General features: G+C 47.8%; 26 protein-coding genes. 7 read left to right on the top strand and 19 right to left on the bottom strand.

The window, feature by feature from the left end; all coding sequences use genetic code 11:
• Window positions 1–57: 57 nt before the first annotated feature.
• The 3 genes from clpB to rluD all read right to left on the bottom strand — a co-directional run bounded on the left by clpB (window position 58) and on the right by rluD (window position 4,589).
• Entirely contained in the window at window positions 58–2,631 is a 2,574-nt protein-coding gene (gene clpB / locus CWC22_RS13670) for an ATP-dependent chaperone ClpB (RefSeq protein ID WP_138537607.1), read from the bottom strand.
• A 253-nt stretch (window positions 2,632–2,884) separates the two neighbouring features.
• Entirely contained in the window at window positions 2,885–3,610 is a 726-nt protein-coding gene (gene pgeF / locus CWC22_RS13675) for a peptidoglycan editing factor PgeF (RefSeq protein WP_138537608.1), read from the bottom strand.
• A gap of 1 nt (window position 3,611) precedes the next feature.
• Window positions 3,612–4,589: a 23S rRNA pseudouridine(1911/1915/1917) synthase RluD gene (rluD, locus tag CWC22_RS13680; protein ID WP_138537609.1), complete on the bottom strand. Its 978-nt coding sequence runs from the start codon at window positions 4,587–4,589 to the stop codon at window positions 3,612–3,614.
• 121 nt (window positions 4,590–4,710) lie between these two features.
• Between rluD and CWC22_RS13685 the strand changes: the two genes are divergently transcribed.
• Window positions 4,711–5,472 carry an outer membrane protein assembly factor BamD gene (locus CWC22_RS13685; RefSeq protein ID WP_010382449.1) on the top strand — a complete coding sequence of 254 codons (762 nt, stop codon included), beginning with the start codon at window positions 4,711–4,713 and terminating at the stop codon, window positions 5,470–5,472.
• 82 nt (window positions 5,473–5,554) lie between these two features.
• On the opposite strand, the gene glnB is transcribed toward CWC22_RS13685, so the two are convergent.
• Complete coding sequence (gene glnB / locus CWC22_RS13690; RefSeq protein WP_010382451.1) at window positions 5,555–5,893, bottom strand: nitrogen regulatory protein P-II; 339 nt, start codon at window positions 5,891–5,893, stop codon at window positions 5,555–5,557.
• Between the two features lie 135 nt (window positions 5,894–6,028).
• Between glnB and CWC22_RS13695 the strand changes: the two genes are divergently transcribed.
• Window positions 6,029–6,568, top strand: coding sequence for a GspH/FimT family pseudopilin (locus CWC22_RS13695; protein ID WP_125560046.1), 540 nt, complete (start codon window positions 6,029–6,031; stop codon window positions 6,566–6,568).
• Window positions 6,569–6,743: 175 nt separating this feature from the next.
• Entirely contained in the window at window positions 6,744–7,259 is a 516-nt protein-coding gene (locus CWC22_RS13700) for a GspH/FimT family pseudopilin (RefSeq protein WP_171045027.1), read from the top strand.
• A 64-nt stretch (window positions 7,260–7,323) separates the two neighbouring features.
• Here CWC22_RS13700 and CWC22_RS13705 read toward each other — a convergent pair whose 3' ends face one another.
• The 13 genes from CWC22_RS13705 to murJ form a co-directional block, all read right to left on the bottom strand.
• On the bottom strand, window positions 7,324–7,746 hold the full coding sequence (locus tag CWC22_RS13705; RefSeq protein ID WP_138537610.1) for a type IV pilin protein: 423 nt from the start codon (window positions 7,744–7,746) through the stop codon (window positions 7,324–7,326).
• A complete protein-coding gene (locus tag CWC22_RS13710) occupies window positions 7,733–10,909 on the bottom strand; it encodes a pilus assembly protein (protein WP_138537611.1) in 3,177 nt (1,058 codons plus the stop codon). Before CWC22_RS13710 ends, CWC22_RS13705 begins: the two co-directional genes overlap by 14 nt.
• On the bottom strand, window positions 10,909–11,403 hold the full coding sequence (locus tag CWC22_RS13715) for a pilus assembly protein PilX (RefSeq protein ID WP_125560040.1): 495 nt from the start codon (window positions 11,401–11,403) through the stop codon (window positions 10,909–10,911). The genes CWC22_RS13710 and CWC22_RS13715 overlap by 1 nt, the downstream gene beginning before the upstream one ends.
• Window positions 11,397–12,374, bottom strand: a complete 978-nt coding sequence (locus CWC22_RS13720; RefSeq protein WP_171045028.1) for a PilW family protein — start codon at window positions 12,372–12,374, stop codon at window positions 11,397–11,399. The genes CWC22_RS13715 and CWC22_RS13720 overlap by 7 nt, the downstream gene beginning before the upstream one ends.
• A 1-nt stretch (window position 12,375) precedes the next feature.
• On the bottom strand, window positions 12,376–12,942 hold the full coding sequence (gene pilV, locus CWC22_RS13725; protein WP_138537612.1) for a type IV pilus modification protein PilV: 567 nt from the start codon (window positions 12,940–12,942) through the stop codon (window positions 12,376–12,378).
• Window positions 12,943–13,037: 95 nt separating this feature from the next.
• Window positions 13,038–13,712 carry a LytR/AlgR family response regulator transcription factor gene (locus CWC22_RS13730; RefSeq protein ID WP_125560034.1) on the bottom strand — a complete coding sequence of 225 codons (675 nt, stop codon included), beginning with the start codon at window positions 13,710–13,712 and terminating at the stop codon, window positions 13,038–13,040.
• Window positions 13,690–14,733 (bottom strand): sensor histidine kinase, encoded by a 1,044-nt coding sequence (locus CWC22_RS13735; protein ID WP_138537613.1) that lies wholly within the window; start codon window positions 14,731–14,733, stop codon window positions 13,690–13,692. Before CWC22_RS13735 ends, CWC22_RS13730 begins: the two co-directional genes overlap by 23 nt.
• A 12-nt stretch (window positions 14,734–14,745) precedes the next feature.
• Window positions 14,746–15,675, bottom strand: coding sequence for a 4-hydroxy-3-methylbut-2-enyl diphosphate reductase (ispH, locus tag CWC22_RS13740; protein WP_125560029.1), 930 nt, complete (start codon window positions 15,673–15,675; stop codon window positions 14,746–14,748).
• Window positions 15,675–16,115 (bottom strand): FKBP-type peptidyl-prolyl cis-trans isomerase, encoded by a 441-nt coding sequence (gene fkpB / locus CWC22_RS13745; RefSeq protein ID WP_010382474.1) that lies wholly within the window; start codon window positions 16,113–16,115, stop codon window positions 15,675–15,677. The genes ispH and fkpB overlap by 1 nt, the downstream gene beginning before the upstream one ends.
• A complete protein-coding gene (gene lspA, locus CWC22_RS13750) occupies window positions 16,112–16,618 on the bottom strand; it encodes a signal peptidase II (RefSeq protein WP_125560027.1) in 507 nt (168 codons plus the stop codon). The genes fkpB and lspA overlap by 4 nt, the downstream gene beginning before the upstream one ends.
• 14 nt (window positions 16,619–16,632) lie before the next feature.
• On the bottom strand, window positions 16,633–19,461 hold the full coding sequence (gene ileS, locus CWC22_RS13755) for an isoleucine--tRNA ligase (RefSeq protein WP_138537614.1): 2,829 nt from the start codon (window positions 19,459–19,461) through the stop codon (window positions 16,633–16,635).
• Between the two features lie 31 nt (window positions 19,462–19,492).
• Window positions 19,493–20,413, bottom strand: a complete 921-nt coding sequence (gene ribF, locus CWC22_RS13760; RefSeq protein WP_125560023.1) for a bifunctional riboflavin kinase/FAD synthetase — start codon at window positions 20,411–20,413, stop codon at window positions 19,493–19,495.
• A gap of 76 nt (window positions 20,414–20,489) precedes the next feature.
• Window positions 20,490–22,076: a murein biosynthesis integral membrane protein MurJ gene (gene murJ, locus CWC22_RS13765; RefSeq protein WP_268253637.1), complete on the bottom strand. Its 1,587-nt coding sequence runs from the start codon at window positions 22,074–22,076 to the stop codon at window positions 20,490–20,492.
• Between the two features lie 456 nt (window positions 22,077–22,532).
• Here murJ and rpsT point away from each other — a divergent pair, with 456 nt between their 5' ends.
• The gene (gene rpsT, locus CWC22_RS13770) at window positions 22,533–22,793 is read left to right on the top strand and encodes a 30S ribosomal protein S20 (RefSeq protein WP_010382487.1); all 261 of its coding nucleotides are present in this window, start codon (window positions 22,533–22,535) and stop codon (window positions 22,791–22,793) included.
• A gap of 160 nt (window positions 22,794–22,953) precedes the next feature.
• Here rpsT and CWC22_RS13775 read toward each other — a convergent pair whose 3' ends face one another.
• Entirely contained in the window at window positions 22,954–23,337 is a 384-nt protein-coding gene (locus tag CWC22_RS13775) for a response regulator (protein WP_049864014.1), read from the bottom strand.
• Between the two features lie 89 nt (window positions 23,338–23,426).
• Here CWC22_RS13775 and CWC22_RS13780 point away from each other — a divergent pair, with 89 nt between their 5' ends.
• From CWC22_RS13780 to smrA, 3 genes are all read left to right on the top strand, one after another.
• Window positions 23,427–23,894 (top strand): hypothetical protein, encoded by a 468-nt coding sequence (locus CWC22_RS13780; RefSeq protein ID WP_125560021.1) that lies wholly within the window; start codon window positions 23,427–23,429, stop codon window positions 23,892–23,894.
• Window positions 23,895–23,996: 102 nt separating this feature from the next.
• Complete coding sequence (locus tag CWC22_RS13785; protein WP_010382493.1) at window positions 23,997–24,236, top strand: hypothetical protein; 240 nt, start codon at window positions 23,997–23,999, stop codon at window positions 24,234–24,236.
• A gap of 126 nt (window positions 24,237–24,362) precedes the next feature.
• Window positions 24,363–24,944, top strand: a complete 582-nt coding sequence (smrA, locus tag CWC22_RS13790) for a DNA endonuclease SmrA (protein WP_125560019.1) — start codon at window positions 24,363–24,365, stop codon at window positions 24,942–24,944.
• Between the two features lie 25 nt (window positions 24,945–24,969).
• Here smrA and CWC22_RS13795 read toward each other — a convergent pair whose 3' ends face one another.
• On the bottom strand, window positions 24,970–25,125 hold the full coding sequence (locus CWC22_RS13795; protein ID WP_164517523.1) for a hypothetical protein: 156 nt from the start codon (window positions 25,123–25,125) through the stop codon (window positions 24,970–24,972).
• Window positions 25,126–25,254 lie beyond the last annotated feature (129 nt).

Below are 25,254 nucleotides of genomic sequence, written 5' to 3' on the forward strand. Positions count from 1 at the left end.
CAGCACGTTGAAATTAGGAAACAGACGGGCAGCTCGGCGCTGCCCGTTGCATGATCCTTAACGCGTAAATACAATGTCGTCCGCATTTACATCCACTTTAATCACGTCGCCAGCGTCAAAGTCCCCTTGTAATAACTGCTGTGCCAGCGGGTTCTCAATATAGTGCTGCACTGCCCGTTTGAGGGGGCGCGCACCGTATACAGGGTCAAAGCCACTGGCTGCTATTTTATCCAGTGCGGCATCGGTCAGTTCAAAACCAAACCCTTTTTCATGCAAACGTTGACGCAATTTCGCCAGCTGAATATCTGCAATTTGCTTGATATGTTCATTAATCAACGGGTGGAACACCACAGTTTCATCAATCCGGTTTATAAACTCAGGCCTGAACTGAGTAACCAGTACATCCATAACACGCTGTTTCAGCGTTGCATAATCATTGCTGCCAGCCTGCTCCTGGATCACATCAGAGCCCAGATTAGAGGTCATAATAATCACAGCATTTTTAAAATCAACGGTGCGGCCCTGACCATCCGTCAAACGCCCATCGTCCAGCACCTGAAGCAAAATGTTAAAGACATCCGGGTGCGCCTTCTCCACTTCATCAAGCAATATCACAGAGTAAGGTCGACGGCGAACCGCTTCGGTCAGATAACCGCCCTCTTCATATCCGACATATCCTGGGGGTGCCCCCACCAGCCGTGCGACTGAGTGTTTTTCCATGAACTCTGACATATCAATGCGCACCATGGCATCTTCGGTATCAAACATAAAGCCTGCCAGCGCTTTGGTCAGCTCAGTCTTACCTACCCCGGTTGGGCCCAGGAATAAGAATGACCCAATCGGTCGATTCGGATCGGCCAAACCCGCACGAGAGCGGCGAATGGCATTGGCCACTGCGCTCACGGCTTCATCCTGACCAATGACCTTTTTATGTAGTTCATCTTCCATCTGCAATAACTTATCACGCTCTCCCTGAAGCATCTTAGCCACCGGAATGCCAGTCCAGCGCGATAAAATTTCTGCAATTTCATCTTCTCCGACTTGGTTTTTCAGCAGGCTCATTTCCTGCATTTCTGCCTGAGATGCCAGGTCAAGTTTACGCTCTAATTCAGGAATACGACCATACTGGAGCTCTGACATACGTTGTAAATCACCGGCACGACGTGCGACCTCCAGATCAAGCCTTGCTTGCTCAAGTTCGGCTTTAATCACCTGCGTGCCCTGCAACGACGCTTTTTCCGCATTCCAGACTTCATCCAGCTCACGGTACTCCGTTTCGAGCTGCTGGATCAGTGCCTGCATTTCACTTCGTCGCTTCTGACTGGCTTCGTCTTTTTCTTTCGCCAGCGCATTGTCTTCTAATTTTAACTGGATAATACGACGCTCCAGCTTATCCAATTGCTCTGGCTTAGAATCAATCTGCAAGCGAATTGACGAGCCAGCTTCATCAATCAAGTCAATCGCTTTATCTGGCAGTTGTCTGTCACTGATGTAACGATGCGACAACTGCGCAGCGGCCACAATCGCAGGATCGGTAATATCCACAGAGTGGTGCAGTTCATAACGTTCTTTTAAGCCACGTAAAATAGCAATGGTGTCTTCCACGCTGGGCTCTGCGACAAACACTTTCTGGAAACGTCGCTCCAACGCGGCGTCTTTTTCAATATACTGACGATACTCATCCAGCGTTGTAGCACCGACACAGTGCAACTCACCTCGTGCCAGTGCGGGTTTAAGCATATTGCCCGCATCCATGGCACCATCCGTTTTTCCTGCCCCCACCATGGTGTGAATTTCATCGATAAACAGGATCACCCGGCCTTCTTCTTTGCCCAGCTCATTGAGGACCGACTTAAGGCGCTCTTCAAACTCACCGCGATACTTAGCGCCGGCAACCAGTGCCCCCAGGTCCAGGGACAATACACGCTTGTCTTTGAGTCCCTCAGGCACCTCACCATTGATAATACGTTGGGCCAGACCTTCAACGATCGCGGTTTTACCGACACCTGGCTCCCCGATCAACACAGGGTTATTTTTGGTGCGGCGCTGTAATACCTGTACCGTGCGGCGGATCTCATCATCACGACCAATCACCGGGTCAAGCTTACCCTGCTCGGCACGCTCAGTGAGATCTATGGTGTACTTTTCCAAGGCCTGACGAGTATCTTCCGCATTGGGGTCATCGACTTTCTGCCCACCCCGAATGGCCTTGATGGCCTTTTCGACTTTTTCCTGGGTGATGTTCAGTGAACGAAAAATCTCACCCAGTGGCCCTTTGTCTTCACATGCAGCAAACACAAACAACTCACTGGAGATGTACTTGTCCTTGCGCTTTTGAGCATATTTATCACATAGATTAATTAATGAGATAAGGTTATTCGACAGCTGTACGTCGCCACCGACCCCCTCTACCTTGAACAATTTCTCAATAGCCTGAGAGAGTTTAGTGTTGAGCTCATCAGCGCTCACGCCGGCCTGTGCAAACAGCGCCCGGACACTGGAACCCGTTTGTTGCAACAAGGCGTACATTAAGTGTACAGGTTCAATAAACTGATGGTCACGACCTAATGCGAGAGACTGCGCATCAGACAGCGCCGCTTGAAATTTACTGGTAAATCTATCAATTCGCATACACGAAATAACCTTATAAATAACTTAGTTATCTATAAAATGGGTATCAGAGGGAGTTTGATCAAGGTGCAGATGACAAAAGAGCGGGATTTATACCAATTTGCTTAAATAAGTGTTCTATTTTGAGGCGAGAAAATATGTTCGATAACTAGGCAAGAATTTTGATATTTAGTTGTTCTAAATGAGAAATTTTTAACACAGTTAGCGTCATACTTGGTCCGTCAAATTAAACAGGTATTAAGTGAAATTGGTATTACTTGCGCCAAATCAAACTGGCCATGCGACCACACTGACCATCGCGGCGATATGAAAAGAACTGTTGAGGGTTGGACACTGTACATTGCGCATGCACAGATACGGATTGCACGCCAAGCTGCGTTAATTGCTGTGTTGCCAGAGTATAAATATCAGCCAGATAGCGACCATTTGCTTGTGCTTTAAAGGCACTCAAATGCGCCTGCTGTCGGGCAACAAACTGCTCTCGCACTTCTTCGCCCACTTCAAAAGCCCGAGGGCCAATTGCCGGACCTAACCAGGCATGTATTCGGGACCTAGGTGCGCTGAAGAGTGCTATTGTCTCGCCAAGAATATCCGCCGCCAAAGGGCGCCAGCCGCAATGGACCGCGGCGACCTCCTGGCCATCGTCGCTGGCCAGCAGCACAGGCAGACAGTCGGCAGTCATAATTGCCAAAGCAATTTGACCAGAGCGGGTAAAGATTGCATCTGCCTGCGGCGTATGAGTGATATCGTATTGATCATCTGCCAGGATCACGGTATTGCCATGTACCTGCTCAAGCCATACGATAGGCACCGGCACCTGAGCCTGCAACTGTGCTCTGTTGTGTGCAACAGCGTGTGGATCGTCTCCAACATGACAAGCCAGATTGAAACCATCAAAAGGGGCCGCCGAAACGCCCCCCTGACGCGTTGTCGACAAGGCGCCGACAACCTCTTTCAATGGCCAATCCGGGCGCAGCATATTAGTAATCTATCTGTGGATTAAGCTTACAGTCTTCACGTAATGCAGCAGTCAGTTGCTGCATATCTTCCGGGATAGGTGCTTCCCAGGTCATGATTTCGCCGCTCACCGGGTGCGCTATGCGCAGCTTGACGGCGTGCAGTGCCTGGCGCTTAAAGCCACGCAAGGTGTCGAGGAATTCCGGAGACGCATTGCGTGGTGGGCAAGGACGACCGCCGTAAAGCTGATCACCAATCAGCGGGTGCTTAAGATACGCCATGTGAACACGGATCTGGTGCGTACGACCCGTTTCAAGGCGTAAACGCAAGCGGGTGTGTGCACGGAACTTTTCGGCAACGCGATAATGGGTTATCGCGGGTTTACCCATTTCATGGATTGCCATGTGCGTACGCTTTGTCGCGTGACGACCAATAGGCTTCTCTATCATCCCACCGGCAGTCATGGTGCCGTTACAGATGGCTTCATATTCACGGGTAAAGTTTTCACGTGCCTGCAGGTTTTTCACTAAGTGGGTTTGCGCCACTATAGTTTTGGCCACCACCATTAATCCTGTGGTGTCTTTATCAAGACGGTGGACAATACCCGCACGCGGCACATTGATGATCTCTGGGTGGTGATGTAACAACGCATTCAGTACAGTACCATTTGGGTTACCCGCACCGGGGTGCACCACCAGGCCCATCGGCTTATTAATAACCAGGATGTCATCATCTTCATAAACGATGTCCAACGCGATGTCCTGCGCTTCGTATTCCCGCTCTGCCTCAATTTGTGTTTCCACCGCAACGACTTCACCGCCCAGCAACTTTTCCTTAGGGATCGCCAGTACGTCACCATTGACGGTGACTTTTTCATCAAGGATCCAGGTTTTTATTCGAGAACGTGAAAAATCGGGGAACAATTGCGCCAAAATCTGGTCTAGACGTTTACCGCCCAGTTCCACTGGCACATCGGCTTGTAGAGAAATTTGCTCAGACATGTGTAACTTTACCTAAAATACCAGTGCAAGCCATGCTCGACTGGGTTAGAATCGCATAAATGCATAGTTTACTCGGTTTTGCCGACTTGGCCTAGCCTGATAACGAAGGTAGTAAAATAAAATGATAAAGACGTTGGGAAAACGCGCTTTTGCAATCGTACTGAGCGCATCTGTATTAGGATTAGCCGCTTGCTCATCCGCCCCAGAACAGGAAGAAATAGAACGCGTACCAAATAAATCTGTGCAGGCATTGTACGAAGACGCCAAGCAAACACTCGACTCAGGCCTGTACGCACGTGCCATCGAGCTCTTAAGCGCAATTAACTCCCGTTACCCATTTGGGCCATACTCTCATCAAGTACAAATGGACCTGGTCTATGCTTTTTATCAAACCGGCAACACTGAGCAGGCACTCGCGACAGTTGACCGCTTTTTGCGCCTGAACCCCAATCATAAAAACCTCGATTACATGTATTACATGCGAGGATTAATTAACATTAAAGCAGATGAGAACGGCTTTCAGGAATATTTCGGTATCGATCGCGCAGACCGCGACCCGAACCGTACCCGCGTTGCTTTTCAAGACTTATCAACTCTGGTCAAAAACTACCCGCAAAGCGCCTATGTGCCTGAAGCCAAAAAACGCCTGGCATGGTTGCTCAACAAAATGGCCCGTTATGAGCTAAAAGTAGCCAACTATTATTTTGAGCGAGAAGCCTACCTGGCAGCAGCCAATCGAGGAAAATATGTGGTTGAGCACTTCTCACAGAGCAGTTATCTGGTCCCAGCGCTTGAAATGATGGAAAAGAGTTACGCCATGTTGGGCCTTGATGAACTTAGCGACAACGCGCGCAAAGCGAAAGAGTTAAATCAACAGCGCTAAAACACCTGCACTGAATACAACAACGCCGGATTGCACCAAGCATCCGGCGTTTTCTATTCTGCCAATAATAAGCATCAGGAGACTAGATTGCTTCTTCGTCTTCTTCTCCGGTGCGAATACGGACAACCCGCTCAACTTCAGTGACAAAGATCTTACCGTCACCAATCTTACCGGTTTGCGCCGTTTTCAAAATAACGTCGATAGCCCGATCTACGTCTTCTTCAGCAAGCACAATATCCAGCTTCACCTTTGGCAAAAAGTCGACCATATACTCTGCGCCACGATACAGCTCAGTGTGCCCTTTTTGGCGGCCAAACCCCTTGACTTCACACACGGTCATGCCGGTAATACCTATGTCGGACAGCGCCTCGCGAACGTCATCCAGCTTAAATGGTTTAATGATGGCTTCTATCTTTTTCATGGTTGATTGTTATCCCTTTGGTAATGCGTCGATTTTAGACAATCCCACAAAACAAGGCAAACAAAGCGATTGAATAAATAAACAAAAAGACGCACTATATTGGGTAGTAGTTATTCTTGTCTTTGGCTGTATACCATGAAAAAAAATACTGGCTTTACACTGTTTGAGTTAGTTATCACTATTGCTATTTTAGGTGTACTGGCAACGCTGGCCTTTTCATTCAGCGGCAGCCTGACTACCTCAACCCGCGCAGAGTCCTATCTGAGAGAATTAAAACGCACAGTGACCTTTGCCCGAGCGCAAGCAACGGCGACAGATGAGATCATCATCCTGTGTCCGGCCACCGCAACCTTGGTTGAGACTAACAGTAGTTTTGTTTGTCAGGACAATTGGCAAGCTAACCGCGTTACCGTTTTTCTCGATAGAAACAATAACGGCACCTACAATACAGGCACCGATGACTTACTACGTGTTATGGAGCAGGTTCCCAGTAATGATGGCCTGACATTCCCGGCGTCCAGCTTGCGTTTCGATTCGAGTGGTCGCACCGCCATGCTCCAGGCAAGCAGCTTTATTTATTGCCCAGCTGCCACGGACTTTCCTAATCAGCAGCTTGAGGTAAGTGTCGTTGGTTCAGCACTGTATCGCGGTGACACAACCCTCACTTGCAACTAAACTATTTGTAACTCGAACGCTCACCACTATGCCTATTAAACAGTGAGTTGCGCCCTTTAACGAACCCGTCACCAGATAACGGGACTGATAAGCGACGTGATATTTATTCATAAGCCTTGCGGTTCAAGCCGCGAAGACTAGGCTGACACTATGGCTGATGCACGGATGCATGCTCATGACATTATGGAATATACGCGGATTTACCCTATTTGAACTACTCATTTGTATTGCGCTTTTTGGCGTGCTTTTACTACTCGCAGCCCCGGCTGTACACTCTATTACCGAATTGGACAGAGCTAAGCAAGCGCTAATAACGCTAGACAGGCATCTGACTTTAACACGACTGCACGCAGTGACTCACCAGTTGCCTGTCACCATTTGCCCCTTGGTTAATAACCGATGTACGCACCTTTGGCATCAGGAGTTAACAGTATTCACAGACCGACATGAACGCGCGGCTTTTGACAAAAAAGACGTGAAACTGATGGTGCTCTCAGGGATCCGTGGCACTGACACCCTCGATTATCCGAGGTCGGCCATCACATTTAAGCACACAGGCACATTAAAAGGGTTTGGCAATGGTACCTTTGTGTATTGCACACAAAGGCTCTCAGGTGCGCCTATTGGACTCGCGCTATCAGTCAGTGTGGTAGGCAGAAGCCGACTCAGAGAGACCAATAAATGTATTTAAATGCACAAGACTACCAGCGCTCATTCACAGCTGTTGTGCTAGCGCCCACCTTGACATGCTGGGTCTAACGACCCCAACACCGATCGGCAGTGAACGTGCCTGTACTGCCACGAACATTAAGATTATTTATCGTGAGCGTTGTGCATTCAGGGTCATTTGCAAGCGGCCCTCCGGTTGCAGACGCCCTGATCACAAAAGTGTTAAGGTCATTGCCCAGTACAATTTCCAGCGAAAAGTAATCGTTTTCAGTTGTTGTGGGTAATCCCAGTGCAGCCAGAGAACTGGCATACTGGCGATTATCGACAAAATACTGCTCTTGCTTATTGGCAGCGTCGAGCAAAGTTGCCGCAGCCTCCGCCCTGGCCGCTCGCCTTACATACTCTGAATAACTGGGGTATGCGATGCTTGCCAGGATCCCCAAAATAGCGATGGTGATCATCATCTCAATCAGGGTAAACCCCAGTACAGTGCGACTAATTCTTTTCATCATGCTCTTCTTTTTTGTATATGTACAATAATCGCGTTTGCATTTTGATTTCTACTTCATTCTCTGCTTGTACGCCCCCGGTAGAGCCATCCGCTTTTTCGTATGGCGCTGCAGCAGATGGCTCTTTTAATGTCACTTTACCATCAACCACGTCCGAACCAGAACCGCCGCCAGAGCCACCTCCAGAGCCACCTCCAGAGCCACCACCAGAGCCTCCATCAACAACAACGACTGGGCTGATCAACTGAGCTTTAATCGTGGTACTGCCGTCTTCATTGGCATGTTCACTGTAATGTACTCTGGGTGTATCCGGCACTTCAGCGGTGGTTTGATAGCTGCGCTGATCTAGCATCTGCATGCCATAGTTTAAATGCAAAACATACAATCTACCTTTACCCGCGGTAATCGAACATTCATTCACCTCAACACTGGCCGGTGTAAAAGTCGTGTAATAAGCCACGCCTGCAACGACCGTAGCAGCTGCCATAGACTTTTCTCCGTCGCCCAGTTTCAACTTCCAACCCTTGGCGGAGCCAAGTTCAACCTCTTTTTCGACAAAGCGATCAAAATCGTTTAGACGAGAATAAAATGGATCACTCGTCACATTCAGTAAGTCTGAGGACCGAATTACAGCCGGTGCCGTTTCATTATCAAAGGAGCGGGTTTTAGTATTTTCATCCCGAACCATATACAGAAAATCCTGCACTGAAGTTGACGTAGGCTTAGCCCGGTTACCACTGCCAATTAACAGGCCCTCGTAAGGAATATCCCGGCGTATGGTGATAGTCTGCCCGTTCACTGTTTCGGTTGATACCTTAGAAAAATAGGTACGCGCCACAACGGGACGATAGAAAAAGCGTCGTTTGTTGTTATCAGTGCCACCGCTCAGATTGGCCAACTGAAAATGCGTCCAAGGGTTATCTCTGTCGTTTGGATTGGTACCAGGCAGGTCAAATCGCCACACACCGCCTCCGGTATCCGTGGCATAAATACGATCCGTATACCCGTCATAGTCAGAGTCAACCGTGCTCAGATCAGAGGCAATACTGTGTTTGCCCTTAAAGCCATTCTCTGCTGTTAAACTCCAAAACGGCTTTCCGGTTTCAATGTCAACAATGTAAATGCCGCGGCCTATGCTGTCATTTGAAAACAAAGCATTGTCTTTATTGGTGTCATAACCGGCACCAAATATCATGACTGGCATATCAGGTTTAGCTTTGATGAAAGTGATCTGAGGCTTAGACCAGCTTTGTGCCAATTGTGCATAGGGTGCCACACCACCGCGGATAGGGCCGCCCCATAGCAGTCGGGGGCTGTCCGGGGAGGTAATATCAAACCCATAATATTCGTTACCCCCACGACGTAAGCCTACTATCAGCCAAACACGCTCACCGCTACCGACCTTGCCATTATCGTCTTTATCCCAAAAATAAACGGTAATGGGGCCATCGACCCCATAGAGCTTAGTGTCGTCCTGTCTGTCCATTTGCGGTTTGAGGACATCCAGCAAAGACCCAGGCACAAAAGCCCAGCTTTCATTCACTGTCTCCCCGTTGTCCTTAAACATGTGCAAAAAGCCAGCATTGGTTCCCACAATCACGCGCAGGTCGCCATTGCCATAATCTATGGTTACCGGCTTGGAATGCAACGGATCGCCAAAAATGGTTTCGCGTCTATCCTGTCTCGAGTTATTGCTATTTTCATCATTAACGTCAATACCTCTGGCCCAGCTAATCACATTAGGCACAACACCTGCATTGTCCACGGAAAATAAGGTACTGAGTTTCGACAAATCCCCGCCCGCAGCGATTAGTGCAGTAGCATAGTCAAACGACATTAAGGTGCCTTTGCCATAGTCTGAGTAGATTTTGCGGGTTGTCTGTCTGGAGAGCTGATAATTAACACCGCCCTCGCCGACCTTAGAACCGTCTTTAGAGCCTGGCTGAGACCAGTACGTCGTCACATTGTCAGCGATGGTGCCCTCTTCATTGATAGCATGACTACTGCTGCCCATGCCATGTATCACCGAACCTTTTACTTTGAGCTTTTTCAGATTGCCACGCCAACGGGTATGGGTTTCCGGGTAAAACATGGTGTAATAGATTGAATCACCACTGCGGCTTAGATCTGAACTGCTGGTAGACACCGACGGCGAAGAAAAACTATCGCTTTTCTCGCGGATATTGGTGATTGTGGCTTTCAACGCCTCTGACAACTGAGAAGCCGTGTTTGCATGCTTGTATTCACCCCCACCATCCAGTGCAGTTTTCTCCAGTAAGGCTTTACCCGCATTCGACATCCCGGTGCCAAACCCGATGGTGTAGGTACGGGCAAAATCTTGTTCCTGAGGTGTGTTAGGGTACAGATCGACCTGAGTTTCAGGCGTGCCTCTCATCACTTTAGCCAGTGAGTTCAGATAGTTATTAGATACTCTGCTCGGCGCAGAGCCAAATGTGGACACATATTTGTTGTAGATATCAGTGTTACGTGCCGAGTCACTCGTGGGGTCCCCATCCGTCATTAAGATAATATTGGTGGAGGTATCACAGCGTTTAGGGGCAAGTGGGTCCGGCTTAAACGGCGAAATATATACCCCATTGCTTTCAATGCTGCGGTCCCGATCACTCTTATTCTGACCATATAGAACTTTTTTCCCTGTCAAATAGAGGTATGCTTCCCATAAAGTCTCTGAAAGCGGTGTATTACCACTGGCGGGCAGGTTGGCAATTTTACTTTTCAAAGTCGTTTTATCTGCCCCAAGGCCATTCAATACATATCCGCCTGAGCTTGAATAAAGCCGCATCAGGCCAATATCAAAGTCGTCGTTATCCTCAACTAGCTTGGTAATGGCATCCTGTGCAACCTTTAAACGGCTATCACCACAGTTTGATTCCCGATACCAACCATTACGTACCTTATAACAGCGTTTGCTGGTTTGTGATGAATCAAAGCAGTTGATACTGCGAAACCGACCACTACGATACTCGTAGCATCGCTTGCCATCTTTAACATCCCACGCCATACTGCCCGAGGTATCAAAGATCACCAGTACCCGGGATTTTTCTGAATTCGAAATATCGTGCTTTACAAATAACTCTATGTCTTCTGCCTGTGTGCTGAATACCAGTAAACCACTCAGGACCAGTATGATTCTATACCACATTATTGATTCCCCAGGTTACCAATGACTTCCTGCGCAACGCCAATCACCACAGTCACCTGATGTCGGGATTGATCGCCATACTGAACACTGCTTTCCACTTCGGTAATGACACAGCTGAGGCCCTCGGTAAAATTAAAAACGCGTGGACATTCTAGTAATAACTGACCACTGTTGAGGTTTGCCTGCATACTCTCTAGTTCAAGCTCTTCGTCTATGTGGATGCTCCTTCGCACCATTTGACCATCGTCGTTTGTGAACTCACCATTACGTGACTGAAACACGCTTTCATTTACACGTGCTTTCTCCTGAGAGATGATCCGCTGCACTTCGCCCATCAGTAAGGCCTCCGCGGCTTCTCGTTCCTGGGCTGCGTTTGTCACTTTAATATCTATGGTACTGCTGCTCATTAGTGTCACGGCAACGCTCATTACTGCCACAATCAGTACCATAGAAACGATCAACACCATGCCGCGCTGTTTGTGTGCCATTACCATGTCGAGATCCCCATGTTGTACAGCTGGATGGTGGTCGAAAACACCGTACGCCGATAGTTATCATTAAAGGTCAGAGTACGCCTGTCCGGATCGTTACCAAGCGTATAGGTTTGACTTTTTAACTCCAGACCCGCATCGGCTTCCAATACCCGAACCAGTGCAATGATCTGCACTGTTAATATCCCACCTGAGCGTTCCCAATCACCGGCCGTCATATCCTGAGTACTGCGATAAGTATCTACACGACTATCACCATTGGTATCTAACCCAAACAGATAGCGAATATCTTCAACCCCCTCTATCACGGCCTCAGTCGTCATGCCACCACCCACAGTTAAACGCCGGCGCATTAAAATTGGAGTGGTAATGGTTTGGCTATTAATCCGAATAGGTTGCTCTTCGATATAATAAGCATGGTGACTGTATGGCCACAAAGTCGAGTTATTAGTTGGCCGCCCGCCATAGCTATTCCCTGCCACAAATGTGCCCTGTTCCTGTTGGGCGATAAAGTAGTAACGATTACTTTCTACGTCGTTATCGTCTGTAATTTGTCGCCCTTCAAGAAACTTAAGTTGCAATACTTCGGTGTTGTTTTTGGCACCTGAGATGCAACTCAAAGCGGCACCACTGGTCTTTTCGGCGTAAATAGAACGAAAGTTGGTTTGCACCGCATTCGGGAAACTACCATTATTCAGACCACCAAAGCAGTCATTGCTTGGATTTGCTGGGCTCACTGAATTGGCTGTCGTCAGGCCCTTGTCATAAAATGTGCCCCAGAACCCTACCTGCTCCAAGTCACGTCGCAGTAAAGTCAGGGTTAAGCGCCCGACTTCCTGAAGTTCGCCGATGGCCATGGTATCTCGGGTGGTGACTTTCATGCTAACATAAGCAGTGATGACGCCGCCGAGCAAAAGCGCACCAATAAACATGGAGATCAGTAACTCGACTAGGGTGAAACCGGACCGTATCATCTCAATCCCTCACCAAAATATAGCTATTAATGCTCACTACTCGGCGATAATCATTATTATCACCACAATTGATGGCCTGATTAGTCGCATTCATTTCAAATGCCTGGCGGCCAGCCCAAGCCACACTCACAGTTACATTGAACCCTCGGCCCTGAGAACCCGCAACTACCGCGGTGGTGATGCACACTGTTGTGTCATCGAGCGAGCCGGTATTTTCTTTAGCCTGGATTGCCATGATCCATTGCTCCAGATCCATTGCTGCAATTTCAGCATTCGAACATATGCTGCTGAAACAGCGATTATTACCGTTCACGGTTGCTGTGCTACTAAACACTTGTTGGTACTGATTACCAAGATTGAGGGTATCGTTACTGCGGATGCGCTGCATAATATCACCAGCCAGGGCGACTGCTGCAGCGCGTTGCATCGAATCAAAACTGGCTTGCTTCGCTTTCGCTTGCAGTGCCACAGCCCCAAGCAGACCAAAGCTCAGCACCATAAACGCGATAAGCGATTCTAAAAGAGTAAAGCCGCGATTTGTGTTAATACACACAGTGTTTGCCATCATTTTTCAAAGTCAGTTTGCTCCACTACATAGTATAATGAATCACTTCGTCATGAACCTGATCGTGGGCTCAACGGTCAATCAGTCGGGTTTAATGGTCAGAATAGCGATTTAAAGTTGGCGGCAGCACGTCGGCTCACAGTAATGGGCTCAGCAAAGCCATCCAGCCTGACTCTGTGACCACCATCAACAGATTCCAGGCTCAGCACAGCCTGTTTTTTTACCAGGGTGTTTCTGTGCACCTGCACAAAATGCCGCGGATAAGTGGCCAACAGCTTCTTTAAAGGAATGTCGATGAGCGCTTCACCGTCCTTGAAATAAATGTGTGTGTAGCGCTCGTCACTCCTGGCAACTAAAATATCAGATACGGCGACCCAACGCGTGTCATGACCAACCTGGTATTGCAAGCGCTGCATTTGTTCACCGTAAATATGTTCCAGTAAAGCAGCCAAACGCTCTTTGTCTATAGGCTTAACCAAATAGCCCTCAGCCAGCAAATCAAATGCCTGCAAAGCGTGTTCGGCAAAGGCTGTCACAAAAACGATTTTACAGTCTGGCATTTGCTGTCTGAGTACACCAGCAACCTCGAGCCCATCAATACCAGGCATCGCGATATCCAGAAACACCAATTCTGGCGCGGTGCGTTCGCATAACTCTATTGCCTGCGTGCCATCTGCGGCCTCCGCCACGCAATCAAAATGTTCAAACTCCGACATCAAGCGCCGTAATCGCCGTCTGGCGATCGGCTCATCATCCAAAATCAGATAATTCATAAGCTCCGGTGTCAGGTAAAAGGATGGTTGCTACGAATTTATCATTATCTTGTGCAATCCTCAAACTAGCCCGACGTTGATAATACAGAGAAAGCCGTTTATCTATGTTTTTAGTTGCAATCCCATTGCCATTGGAATGATGGGTAGAATGAGGCAATGGATTGGTGACACGTAATGAAAACGTATCGCGAACCTGCTCAATTTGGATAGTAATGACGCCACCCTCAACGCGTTTCTCAATGCCGTGCAACACAGCATTTTCGACCAGTGGCTGGAGCGTCAATGTCGGGATCGGCACAGCCAATAAAGCATCGTCAATTATCCACTGTACCTGCAGCCTTTGCTCAAAGCGAAAGCGCTCCAGGCTGAGATAGTCTTTCGTTAGAGCCACTTCATCCGCAATGGTGTGCCACTTTTTTTCTGCCAGTGATACGCGCATCAGGCGTGCCAACAATAATGCTGCTTTTTCTGCGTCCTCAGCATTCTCGTGCGTCAACTCGGCAAGGGTGTTTAGAGTATTGTGCAAAAAGTGCGGCCTGATCCTGGCATGTAACGCGTCAATTTCTGCTCGAGCGGCCAATTCAAGTGCATTCACATTATCAATATAGATAGACATAAAATACAACAGGATTACCACCACAAAGCAGCAAATTGCGCTATGGCTAAACACCGGTCCCCAGTCTACAGCAACGTGAGAAGTTAAAGGGGTAAACTGGATCCCAATACTCAGCCCTATACAGACACTGATGAAAACCACAAAGACGATGCTCAGCTCAAGCACCCCATTGTGCTGTGGTTTAGACACATTTAAAACACTAATAAGTGAAATGATGGCCAAAGACAATAAGGCATTACTGTGGGTGAATAAACTCACCAAGCCCAGGGTCAGCCAGAAATCATCATAATCGGCGAGTGTATAAATAAAAGAAAGGGACTGCGAGGCGATCAGCATAGCCAACACACCTCGCTCAGATACCATGGCTTTTAACAGTCCCAGGCCAATCGCCTCTGACTTATCCATGGTCTGGGAATATTACCTAAGCTCTACAGGAACAGCGAAAACCACGTTTTCTTCCTGCCCAGGGTTTTCCACGACGGTTTGTCCACCCAGCGCTTTAAGGCGAGCAATCACTTGCTGTACCAACACTTCAGGTGCAGATGCGCCAGCGGTAACACCAACTTTGCCAACCCCTTCAAACCAACTTGCTTCCAGACACTGATCGTCGTCAATCAAAAAGGCCCGGGTGCCCATTTTGTCTGCCAGCTCACGTAATCGATTGGAGTTGGAGCTGTTCTTCGCTCCGACCACAAGTAGCAAGTCGACCTTGTTAGCCAAATCTCTCACTGCATCCTGACGATTTTGTGTGGCATAGCAAATATCATCTTTGCGGGGACCATGGATCTGTGGAAATTTCTCACGCAGTGCTTCAATCACATCTGAGGTATCATCCACTGACAAGGTCGTCTGACTGCAGTAAAACAGGTTACTGGGATCTTTCACCTCAAGCGTTGCAACGTCTTCTGGAGTTTCAACCAGGTAAATCCCGCCCGCCGAGTTATTGTATTGACCCATAGTGCCTTCTACTTCCGGGTGCCCATGATGACCGATGAGGATACATTCAGTGCCTTTTCGGCTTGCACGTGTGACTTCCATATGTACTTTTGTGACCAGAGGACATGTTGCATCAAATACTTTCAGTTCACGACGTTTGGCTTCCTGTCGCACCTGCTGTGACACGCCATGCGCACTAAAGATCACAATACTGTCATCAGGCACCTGGTCCAGCTCTTCCACAAATACCGCCCCACGAGCGCGCAATCCGTCAACCACATACTTGTTGTGTACAACTTCATGACGAACATAAATCGGTTTTTCAAAGATATCGAGTGCACGCTCAACAATACTAATAGCGCGATCAACCCCGGCACAAAAGCCACGCGGATTGGCGAGTAAGATCTCCATTAGTTTTTTACCTCTAAAATATCGACTTCAAAGGTCACCTTTTGCCCGGCCAGTGGGTGGTTAAAGTCGACTGTCACTGAATCACCGGCAACTTCACGTACCAGGCCAGGAAGCTCAGTGCCATCAGGCTGAGTAAACGCAATAATACTGCCTACTTCCGCAGGCGTATCAGCACCAAACTTACTGCGGTCAACATAATAGATATTATCCGGGTTTGGCATCCCAAAGGCATCTTGTGGCTCAAGCTCGAACGATTTGCTGTCGCCCGCTTGCAGTCCTAATAAGCACTTCTCAAAGTTCTCCGTCAGGCTGCCATCGCCCATAAAGAGCTTTGCAGGCTTATCATGCACTTTCGTTGAGTCCGCTGCAGATCCGTCAGCCAGTTTTATCGAAAAATGAAATAAAACTTCAGATTGTGGGCCTATTAGCTGCTCGCTCATGCCTTTTTCTCCTGCGTATCCGCGTTGTCACCAAAAATGGCGTCAAATAACAATAAACCAGCACCGCCAACAATGGCCATATCTGCCACATTAAATGCCGGGTAATGCCAGTCTTGATAATAAAAGTGTAAAAAGTCAACCACATAGCCTAAAGTAACCCGGTCATACAGGTTACCTAAAGCACCAGACAAAACGAGCGCGTATGCACTACACAATAACCAGTTATTGGCAGGTAACTTCTTCAACCAATACACGAGCAAGCCACTGATGGCCACGGCAATTGCACTCAAGAACCAACGTTGCCAACCGCCCGCCTCACTTAAAAAGCTGAACGCTGCGCCATAGTTGTGCATATAGGTAAAATTAAAAAATGGCAGCAACTCAATAGACTCATAGAGTCGCATATTTTCGACTACCAGTGCTTTCGTGCCGAAGTCTACTGCAAAAAGCAGTAGACTCAGCCACAACCACACCAGACCACTACGCTCGGTCGATTTGGTCATGTAATACTCCTAGGTTAAGCAAACTGACGCTGTTCACCAGCGCCGTCAACATTGGTCACACAACGGCCACACAACTCAGGATGCGCATCGTGCTGACCTACATCCTCACAATGGTGCCAACAACGGTCACACTTAGGTGCCTGTGTTGCCGTCACTGAGATAAACAAACCGTCAATCTCCGTTGAAACTGCGCCTTCTGGCTTAGCATTCACCACTTCCACCTGAGCTTTAGACGTTAGCAACACAAATCGCAATTCGTCTTGCAGGGTTTGCAGTTTCTCAGCCAGGTCACCCCCAGTGTAAAGTGTTACTTCCGCCTGTAAGGTCGCGCCGATGATCTCTTCTTTACGCGCACTTTCCAGCACCTTGTTCACTTCATCGCGAACGGCCAATAGCTCTTGCCAGAAATCATTACTCAGTTGACCTTCGCTCACCTGTGTCAGGCCATCGTACCAGACATCAGTAAAGACAAACTCGCCACGCTCACCTGGCAATACTTCCCAGATTTCCTGAGCAGTAAAGCTCATGATAGGCGCCATCCAGCGTGTCATGGCTTCCGCAATATGATATAGCGCACTTTGACAAGAACGACGCGCATGGCTGTCACTCTTAGCGGTGTACTGACGGTCTTTAATCACGTCAAGATAGAAAGAACCGAGTTCTCCGGTACAGAAATTCATGAGTTTCTGTGTTACAACCAGCATTTGATAGTTATCGTACGCCTCTACTATCTCCTGCTGTAATTGCGCTGCACGGCTAACAATCCAGCGGTCCAGCTCAATCATATCTTCAACAGCCACCAAGTCCGTTGCAGGGTTAAAACCGCTCAGGTTCGACAGCAGGTAACGACTGGTGTTACGGATACGACGATAACGGTCTGCGGCACGCTTGAAAATCTGATCTGAAACTGTCATTTCAGCCGTGTAATCAGTTGAAGCGACCCACAGACGAAGAATATCTGCACCCAGCTTATTCATGATGTCCTGAGGTGAAATCACGTTACCCAGCGACTTTGACATTTTGTGGCCTTTCTCGTCCACAGTGAAGCCATGTGTCAGAACCTGACGGTAAGGTGCATGGCCGTTGATGGCCACGGAAGTCATCATCGACGACATGAACCAACCACGGTGCTGATCCGATCCTTCCAGATAAAGATCAGCTGGACCACTCAGCTCTTCGCGCGCATCTACAACACAGGCATGAGTTACGCCTGAATCGAACCACACGTCCAGCGTATCCTGTACTTTGACATACTGTTGCGCATCAGCCTCGTTAAGCAAAGTTGCAGGCTCAAGGTCATACCAGGCTTGAATGCCTTTTTGTTCAACCAGCTTAGCGACTTCTTCAATCAAGGTCTCGGTGTGCGGGTGCAGTGCACCTGTATCTTTGTCAACAAACAAAGCGATTGGTACACCCCAAGTACGCTGACGAGAGATACACCAGTCCGGGCGTCCTTCAACCATGTTTGCAATACGGTTTTCACCCCACTCAGGGATCCACTGAGTTTTGCTAATTTCTGCCATAGAATCCTGGCGCAAGTTCGCCTGATCCATGCTAACGAACCATTGTGGTGTCGCACGGAAGATAATCGGCGTTTTGTGACGCCAGCAGTGTGGGTAACTGTGAGTCATAGCATGATGATGAACCAAAGCACCTTTTTCTTTTAAATGCTCAATAATGGCATCATTTGCTTTAAACACATGCTGACCGGCGAACACTGGCGTATCTGGCAGGAATACACCATTTGCCCCCACCGGATTTGCCACTTCCAGATCATAAGCCTGACCTGCTGCAAAATCCTCTGGGCCATGGCCAGGTGCGGTGTGAACAATACCAGTACCTGAATCAGTTGTTACGTGCTCACCCAGGATGACTGGTACGTCAAAGTCATAGAAAGGATGCGCAACACGCAGGTTTTCAAGCACCGCGCCTTTGGCATAGCCCAGCACGTGATAACGATTAAACCCAAACCGGTCCATCGCATCTTTAACTAGCTCTGAGCCCAAAACCATACGTTGCTCTTGGCCTTCATCTTCGATTTGTACCAACGCGTACTCAAGTCCACCATGAACAGCCACTGCGCGGTTGGCAGGCAGGGTCCAAGGAGTCGTTGTCCAGATCACAGTGCTGACAGCACCGCTACCCTGATGTTCGTCATCCAATGCAAAGGCGCTTACTAACGCCTGTTCATCGACAAAATCGAACTTAACATCAATCGCAGGAGATTGTTTGTCCTGATACTCTACTTCCGCTTCCGCCAAAGCCGAGCCACAGTCTGTACACCAATGAACAGGCTTAGCCCCTTTGTGCAGATGACCATTTTTAATGATGCGACCTAACACACGTAGTGCATTAGCTTCGAAATCAAAGTTCATTGTCAGGTAAGGGCGATCCCAGTCACCCAAAACGCCCAGACGTTTAAAGTCTGTCTTTTGTCCGTCTACTTGTTTACGCGCGTAGTCACGACACTTTTCACGAAACTCAGCAACAGATACTTTTTTACCTGGCTTACCAACTTTTTTCTCAACTTGTAGCTCAATCGGTAGCCCGTGACAGTCCCAGCCCGGCACGTATGGTGCGTCGAAGTCGGAAAGTGTCTTTGACTTAATAATAATATCTTTAAGAATTTTATTTACAGAGTGACCTAAGTGAATATTACCATTGGCGTAAGGAGGGCCATCATGCAAAATAAATGGCTTTTTGCCTTTTTTGGCATTGCGGATCTGACCATACAGGTCTTGCTCGTACCATTTTTTAAGCATTTTGGGCTCGCGTTGTGCCAAATTGCCACGCATTGGAAACTCAGTTTCCGGTAGATTTAACGTATGCTTGTAGTCGCTCATTTACTTTACTTTCCGTATCGGCTACTTAAAATTATTGAAAAAAGTGTTTTGCAGCAATGACGTCCTGAGCAATTTGCTCAGTTAACTGCTGCAATGACTCAAATTTTTGTTCATCACGGAGCTTATGGAGCAGCTCCACTTTTATGAATTGACCATAAATTTCCTGGTCAAAGTTGAAAATATGTACCTCTAGTAAGGCTCGCTTACCATTCAAGGTGGGCTTTGTACCAACGTTGGCAACACCACAGTAAACAATGTCATGCACCCTGACACGCACTGCAAACACGCCCTGAACAGGGCTAACCTGGCGTTTAAGCGCTACATTGGCGGTTTTAAACCCCAACTCACGGCCTTTTTTCCAGCCATGGATCACCCGCCCTGAAATCGCATAAGTGTGGCCTAGCATTTCATGGGCCAGCCCAACATCGCCTTCAGCCAGTGCAGCACGGATCAGAGTGCTACTGACCCGGCTATTCCTTTGTCTGAAGCTCTGCGTGTCCGTCACTTTCATGTTCAACTCACGACCCAGTCGCTGCAACATCGAAAAGTCCCCGACCCGGCCTTTGCCAAAGCGGAAGTCATCACCAACGGTCAGGGCTCTGACACCCAATTTTGCGCTCAGCACTTCACGGACAAACTCTTCGGCCTGAAAGTTAGCAAATCGCGCATTAAAACTGACACAAATCACACGTTCAATACCAATGTCCGCCAATAATGCGAGCTTATCTCTCAATCGGGTCAACCGCGCTGGCGCTTGCTGTTTGGCAAAAAACTCTTGTGGTTGTGGCTCAAACAGCATAACCGTACTTGGCAGGTTATGTACCCGAGCATCTTCCACCAGGCCTTTTAGCACTTCGGTGTGCCCCAAATGTACGCCATCAAAGTTTCCTATCGTCAACACACAGCCATAGTGGTGGGGTCGAATATTATGGATCCCTCTGATCAATTGCATACAACTAACACCTGTGATTACTAAAGCAGTATAAAAGCCCGATTATACCCAAGTTCCCGGCAAATGCGAATAATGCCTACGCAGTGCTTGCAGGAACGGCAGAACTATCCCTAATCGTACTCAGTCGAACCCCTGTAAGGTACATAACAACGAAGTAAGTCAGTATTGCGGCCATCAATTGTAGACCCAATATACCGATTTGCTCCATGAATGCTCGCCCCTGCCATGGCAACACTTTATCCAGCCACAATAAGACACCCGACATCACGACACTTGCGAGCAGACATTTAGCAGCAAATGTCAGGGTGAAGCCCGATACTCGATATACCCCAGCCTGATTGAGATATCGATATAACAACGCGGCATTACAGGTGGCTGATAATGCCGTTGCCAGTGCTAAGCCGAGATAACCAATAAAAGGCGCAAGCATCAGGTTAAACAGCATGTTGAGTGACATCGCAATGATACCGATTTTTACGGGAGTTTTCGTATCTTGGCGGGCAAAAAAACCGGGGGCCAGAACTTTAATTAACATGAAACTGACCAGACCAACCGAATAGGCCGTAACGGCGCCGCTTACAGCACCAATGTTGTCCTGCTCGCTCTCAACAAACGCGCCATGACCAAACAAAACAGAGATAATGATCGGACTGATGAGTATCAATCCGGCCATCGCAGGGATCCCCAGAAACAGCACGAATCGAACACCCCAGTCCAGTGTTTGCTGAAATTCCTGAATACTATCTTTTGCATGGAGCTTAGACAATGCAGGTAAAATCACAGTAGCAATACCAATGCCGAACAATCCAAGTGGAAACTCAATTAGCCTGTCAGCAAAATATAACCAGGCGATAGACCCGGTTGCCAATGCCGCAGCAATAATAGTATCAAGCAGCAGATTGATCTGACTGACAGATACCCCAAACATAGCCGGGAGCATCAGTTTACGAACTTTTACTACCTCAGGTGCATGCCAGGCAAATGTGGGCCTTGACAACATGCCGAGGCGGGCCAGAAAGGGCAGTTGAAATAAAAATTGCACCAGCCCGCCCAGAAACACACCGATGGCCAAAGCATATGCACCCTGCTCAAACTGGTCGTGGAGCAAAAGTGCACTGCCAATGATAGAGATATTCAATAACACAGGTGTGAATGCCGCCACAGAGAAGCGGTTATACACATTCAGTACTGCGCCACTCAGTGCAACCAAAGAGATAAAGAACAGATATGGAAAAGTCAGCTTTAACAAGGCACTGGCCAGCACAAACTTTTCTGCATTTTCCCCCCCCTGCCACCAGTCAATAAACCAACTTGTCCCGAACAGCCCGGCTATGACAGGTGAACCGATGACGCCAATCAAAGTCACCAGCATGAGAATGGTACCCAAGGTCCCTGCGGCTTGTGCAACAAATAGCCGAACCTTGTCATCTCCATGTTGCTCTTTTATCTCAGCGAGTACTGGCACAAATGCCTGAGCAAAAGCACCCTCGGCAAAAAGGCGACGCATAAAGTTCGGGATGCGATTTGCAAATAAAAACACATCTGCGGCAAGCCCTGCCCCGAGCAAGTTTGCCACTACCGCGTCTCTGACCAGCCCCATCACACGGGATATCATGGTCATCGCACTCACTATCATGCCCGATTTAAATAACCCCTTCGCCACTCGATTTCCTCATAGTCTTATTTGCGCGGAATTATGCCATAAGCCAGTCCAGATAAATACTCACACACCAGTTAGACATAGCTAAGTAAACGCCACTCAGATGGGCATAGATATACATCTAACAAGTTCCCCTCAACGCGAGCCCGCCATAAAGGAACAACACAAACACTCTAGTAGAGTGGTGGGGGATTTGCTACAATGTCGGCAGTGTGCCAAGCGGTGTGCCCAGATAGGTGCTAACTTGGTATAAGATCTGAGATTGTGATTATCCCAATCGTTTCAGACTCGCTATCGTGCAACCCAACTAGCCGCTTATGGCTGCGAGGGGCTAGGGACAAGCACGATATGCAAACAAATTGACCAGCCGAGGGGAATTTTTATTGACTTTAAAGAATAAAAAGGGCATATTCCTCGGCCTTTAAACTAAGCTTATTTTAAGATTGTTAGGAGCATACCTTGGCTAACATCAAGTCTGCAAAAAAACGCGCTATCACTAGCGAAAAACGTCGTCAGCACAACGCAAGCCGTCGTTCAATGATGCGTACTTACTTCAAAAAAGTAATCGCTGCAATTGAAGCTGGTGACAAAGAAGCTGCACAGCAAGCTTTCGCTGTCGCTACACCTATCCTGGACCGTTACGCAACTAAAGGTCTTATCCACAAAAACAAAGCTGCTCGTCATAAGAGCCGCCTAGCTGCTAAAATCAAAGCACTATAATTGTGGATTTGGATATGAAAAAGCCGACGTAAGTCGGTTTTTTTATGCCTGAGAGTTAGCCCTGAAGTGGGCAAAACACATAGCAGTCGCCGGACTGCCAAAACTACCCACGGCGGTACCACAGGGTGAATAATACACGCCACCCTGATTTCAGCATAAGTTAGGCTAACTCGAGTTTGGGATAGAACTTTTTCAACATTGCGGCTATTTTCTTGGGTGAAAATGGTTTAACCACAAACCCCTTGGCTCCCCGTTCAATCGCATCCTTAACGTTATCAACCGTTGAGTGTGCCGACACCATAACCACATTAATATCCGGGTTAATTTCAGCCAGCTCAGCGATCAGCTCTTTGCCATCTCCATCAGGAAGTTCGATATCCAAAAACACGATATCGAAGTGCTGCTCTTCGCATGCAGCAATACACTGTTTCGCCGTTGACGCTTCTTTTACGTTATCGATGCCCAAGTGCATCAGAGTCTGATGCAAGAAACTGCGAACAGTGCCTACGTCATCAACAATTAATATAGAGATTTGTTGTTCCATATCCTTTCCCGTGGGCTAGTCAATTGAAATGCGCTATTATTAGCATAGAACTATTATAGAGTCCTGCAAACAAAAGGCTATAGCAAAGCATGGCACAAAGACCAAAAAAACAGGCATTGCTCAATCAGGTAGATGCCAGGTCCAAGAACAAACGACCGACACAAAAAAAACGCTTATCACCTCAACAACAAAGAGCATTACAACAACAGCAACTTCAACAACAAGCACAACTTGCCGCTGCACAACAAGAAGAAGCCAAACCAAACAAAACGCGCTGGATTATCGCCGCCGTGGTCTTACTCCTCATTATTGTTTTCCCCAAGCCTAAACTTATCACCTATGAAAAGCTCGGACTGGTCGCGCAAAGTGTCTATTGGCCCGGTTTACCAGGGATAGACCCTATTTTGTTTGACTCGAACCTGCACATCCGGCCGGCCTTAGAACGAAACACGCTTTACTTGTGCCAGGATGAGCGCGACCCGGATTCTTGTCAGAAATACCAAATCATCGAACAGCAAGGTTTTATCTCTGCCGTAATGAAGCTAATTTTTGATTAGAAAAACTAATCCGAAAAATATAAAAATACTCGTTTGAAGAGACTGAGGTTGGGGCGCATAATGGCGCCCCTTTATTGAACAACCTGGAGTACTTTGACGATCATGCCGAACGAATTTGACTGGCTACTTAATTTATTACTGCTAGTGCTAGGATTTGGTGCCTTTTTTATTAACCATAAAACCTTGCTGCGTGGCGCGGCATTGGCGACCTGTAGCATCCTGTTTATTTTGTTCAGCCTCGATCTGATGAACACGTCGGTGATCTCAAACCTGGGTTTGATTCTGATTAATTCATTTTATCTGTTTAAGCTCTTTACCCACGAGCAGTATAATACGCCTTAGTGTAGGCAGTCCTGCCGCATCATTTTGACGGCAGGACGTAAACTGAGCAACGAGGCTTAAAGATATTTTCTAATTTCTGAGCCTGCGCTACAATCTGGCCACACCCATTGGTTTTGGAGACGCAGTATGGCCATGACAGATGAAGAACTTTTTCTCGCCTCAATGGGGGACGTCGTCCCCTTAGCACAAGACAAAAAAGCGGAGCTCAGGCGTCAACAAAACGAGCCTACACTGGCGCAGCTAGCACGTCGGGAAGCCGCTGAGCAGGAACAAGACTTCGATCCTAATTTTCTCTCCACTGAGTATGTAGACTTGCTTGATCCCCATGACCTGCTTAGTTACAAAAAAGATGGGGTGCAACAAGGTGTATTCAAAAATCTCAGGTTGGGTAAGTATCAAATTGACGCAACTCTGGATCTACACGGCAAACCTTTTCGTGAAGCCAGGAAATCGCTCTTTGATTTCATCATCGACTGCCACCAACGCAGCATTCGAGTTCTGTTGATACGACACGGGATAGGTCTGAAAAGTAAACCCTTTCCGGCCATTCTGAAAAGCTATTGTAATAAATGGCTACAGGAAATGCCGCAAATACTCGCCTTTCATTCTGCGCTGAGTTGCCATGGGGGAAATGGTGCGACTTATGTGCTCCTGAAAAAGAGCGAAGAGAAAAAAGTAGAGAACCGAGAAAAGCATGCAAAACGATGATAGCAGCCAGCACTGCTATCTTTTGCTAGCTTTCAGAAGTCGTGATTACTGTTTCTTCATTATTCTGGTGGGTCGCCTGAGGGGAATCAGCATTGGCCTGATTAAACCACGCCATGACACCCAATATAATAACTGTAAATAAAACAACGGAGAGCTTAACGCCACCTTGATTACCATTCATGAAAAGCGACTCTTTATTATTATTTTTTCATAACTTACTGAATGTAATCAGATGTCACAAGATGTTTTTTTATACAGTATTCTGTATCACGTCAGTCCAGCATTCAATGACCCGGAAAATGAAGCGCGT

Source organism: Pseudoalteromonas rubra, from assembly GCF_005886805.2.
In the GTDB taxonomy this organism is placed as follows: domain Bacteria; phylum Pseudomonadota; class Gammaproteobacteria; order Enterobacterales; family Alteromonadaceae; genus Pseudoalteromonas; species Pseudoalteromonas rubra_D.

Bases quoted from the DNA above. Each gene is read 5' to 3' on its own strand.
- clpB (WP_138537607.1), bottom strand. From the start codon at position 2,631: ATGCGAATTGATAGATTTACCAGTAAATTTCAAGCGGCGCTGTCTGAT.
- pgeF (WP_138537608.1), bottom strand. From the start codon at position 3,610: ATGCTGCGCCCGGATTGGCCATTGAAAGAGGTTGTCGGCGCCTTGTCG.
- rluD (WP_138537609.1), bottom strand. From the start codon at position 4,589: ATGTCTGAGCAAATTTCTCTACAAGCCGATGTGCCAGTGGAACTGGGC.
- CWC22_RS13685 (WP_010382449.1), top strand. From the start codon at position 4,711: ATGATAAAGACGTTGGGAAAACGCGCTTTTGCAATCGTACTGAGCGCA.
- glnB (WP_010382451.1), bottom strand. From the start codon at position 5,893: ATGAAAAAGATAGAAGCCATCATTAAACCATTTAAGCTGGATGACGTT.
- CWC22_RS13695 (WP_125560046.1), top strand. From the start codon at position 6,029: ATGAAAAAAAATACTGGCTTTACACTGTTTGAGTTAGTTATCACTATT.
- CWC22_RS13700 (WP_171045027.1), top strand. From the start codon at position 6,744: ATGACATTATGGAATATACGCGGATTTACCCTATTTGAACTACTCATT.
- CWC22_RS13705 (WP_138537610.1), bottom strand. From the start codon at position 7,746: ATGAAAAGAATTAGTCGCACTGTACTGGGGTTTACCCTGATTGAGATG.
- CWC22_RS13710 (WP_138537611.1), bottom strand. From the start codon at position 10,909: ATGTGGTATAGAATCATACTGGTCCTGAGTGGTTTACTGGTATTCAGC.
- CWC22_RS13715 (WP_125560040.1), bottom strand. From the start codon at position 11,403: ATGGTAATGGCACACAAACAGCGCGGCATGGTGTTGATCGTTTCTATG.
- CWC22_RS13720 (WP_171045028.1), bottom strand. From the start codon at position 12,374: ATGATACGGTCCGGTTTCACCCTAGTCGAGTTACTGATCTCCATGTTT.
- pilV (WP_138537612.1), bottom strand. From the start codon at position 12,942: ATGATGGCAAACACTGTGTGTATTAACACAAATCGCGGCTTTACTCTT.
- CWC22_RS13730 (WP_125560034.1), bottom strand. From the start codon at position 13,712: ATGAATTATCTGATTTTGGATGATGAGCCGATCGCCAGACGGCGATTA.
- CWC22_RS13735 (WP_138537613.1), bottom strand. From the start codon at position 14,733: ATGGATAAGTCAGAGGCGATTGGCCTGGGACTGTTAAAAGCCATGGTA.
- ispH (WP_125560029.1), bottom strand. From the start codon at position 15,675: ATGGAGATCTTACTCGCCAATCCGCGTGGCTTTTGTGCCGGGGTTGAT.
- fkpB (WP_010382474.1), bottom strand. From the start codon at position 16,115: ATGAGCGAGCAGCTAATAGGCCCACAATCTGAAGTTTTATTTCATTTT.
- lspA (WP_125560027.1), bottom strand. From the start codon at position 16,618: ATGACCAAATCGACCGAGCGTAGTGGTCTGGTGTGGTTGTGGCTGAGT.
- ileS (WP_138537614.1), bottom strand. From the start codon at position 19,461: ATGAGCGACTACAAGCATACGTTAAATCTACCGGAAACTGAGTTTCCA.
- ribF (WP_125560023.1), bottom strand. From the start codon at position 20,413: ATGCAATTGATCAGAGGGATCCATAATATTCGACCCCACCACTATGGC.
- CWC22_RS13775 (WP_049864014.1), bottom strand. From the start codon at position 23,337: ATGGAACAACAAATCTCTATATTAATTGTTGATGACGTAGGCACTGTT.
- CWC22_RS13780 (WP_125560021.1), top strand. From the start codon at position 23,427: ATGGCACAAAGACCAAAAAAACAGGCATTGCTCAATCAGGTAGATGCC.
- CWC22_RS13785 (WP_010382493.1), top strand. From the start codon at position 23,997: ATGCCGAACGAATTTGACTGGCTACTTAATTTATTACTGCTAGTGCTA.
- smrA (WP_125560019.1), top strand. From the start codon at position 24,363: ATGGCCATGACAGATGAAGAACTTTTTCTCGCCTCAATGGGGGACGTC.
- CWC22_RS13795 (WP_164517523.1), bottom strand. From the start codon at position 25,125: ATGAATGGTAATCAAGGTGGCGTTAAGCTCTCCGTTGTTTTATTTACA.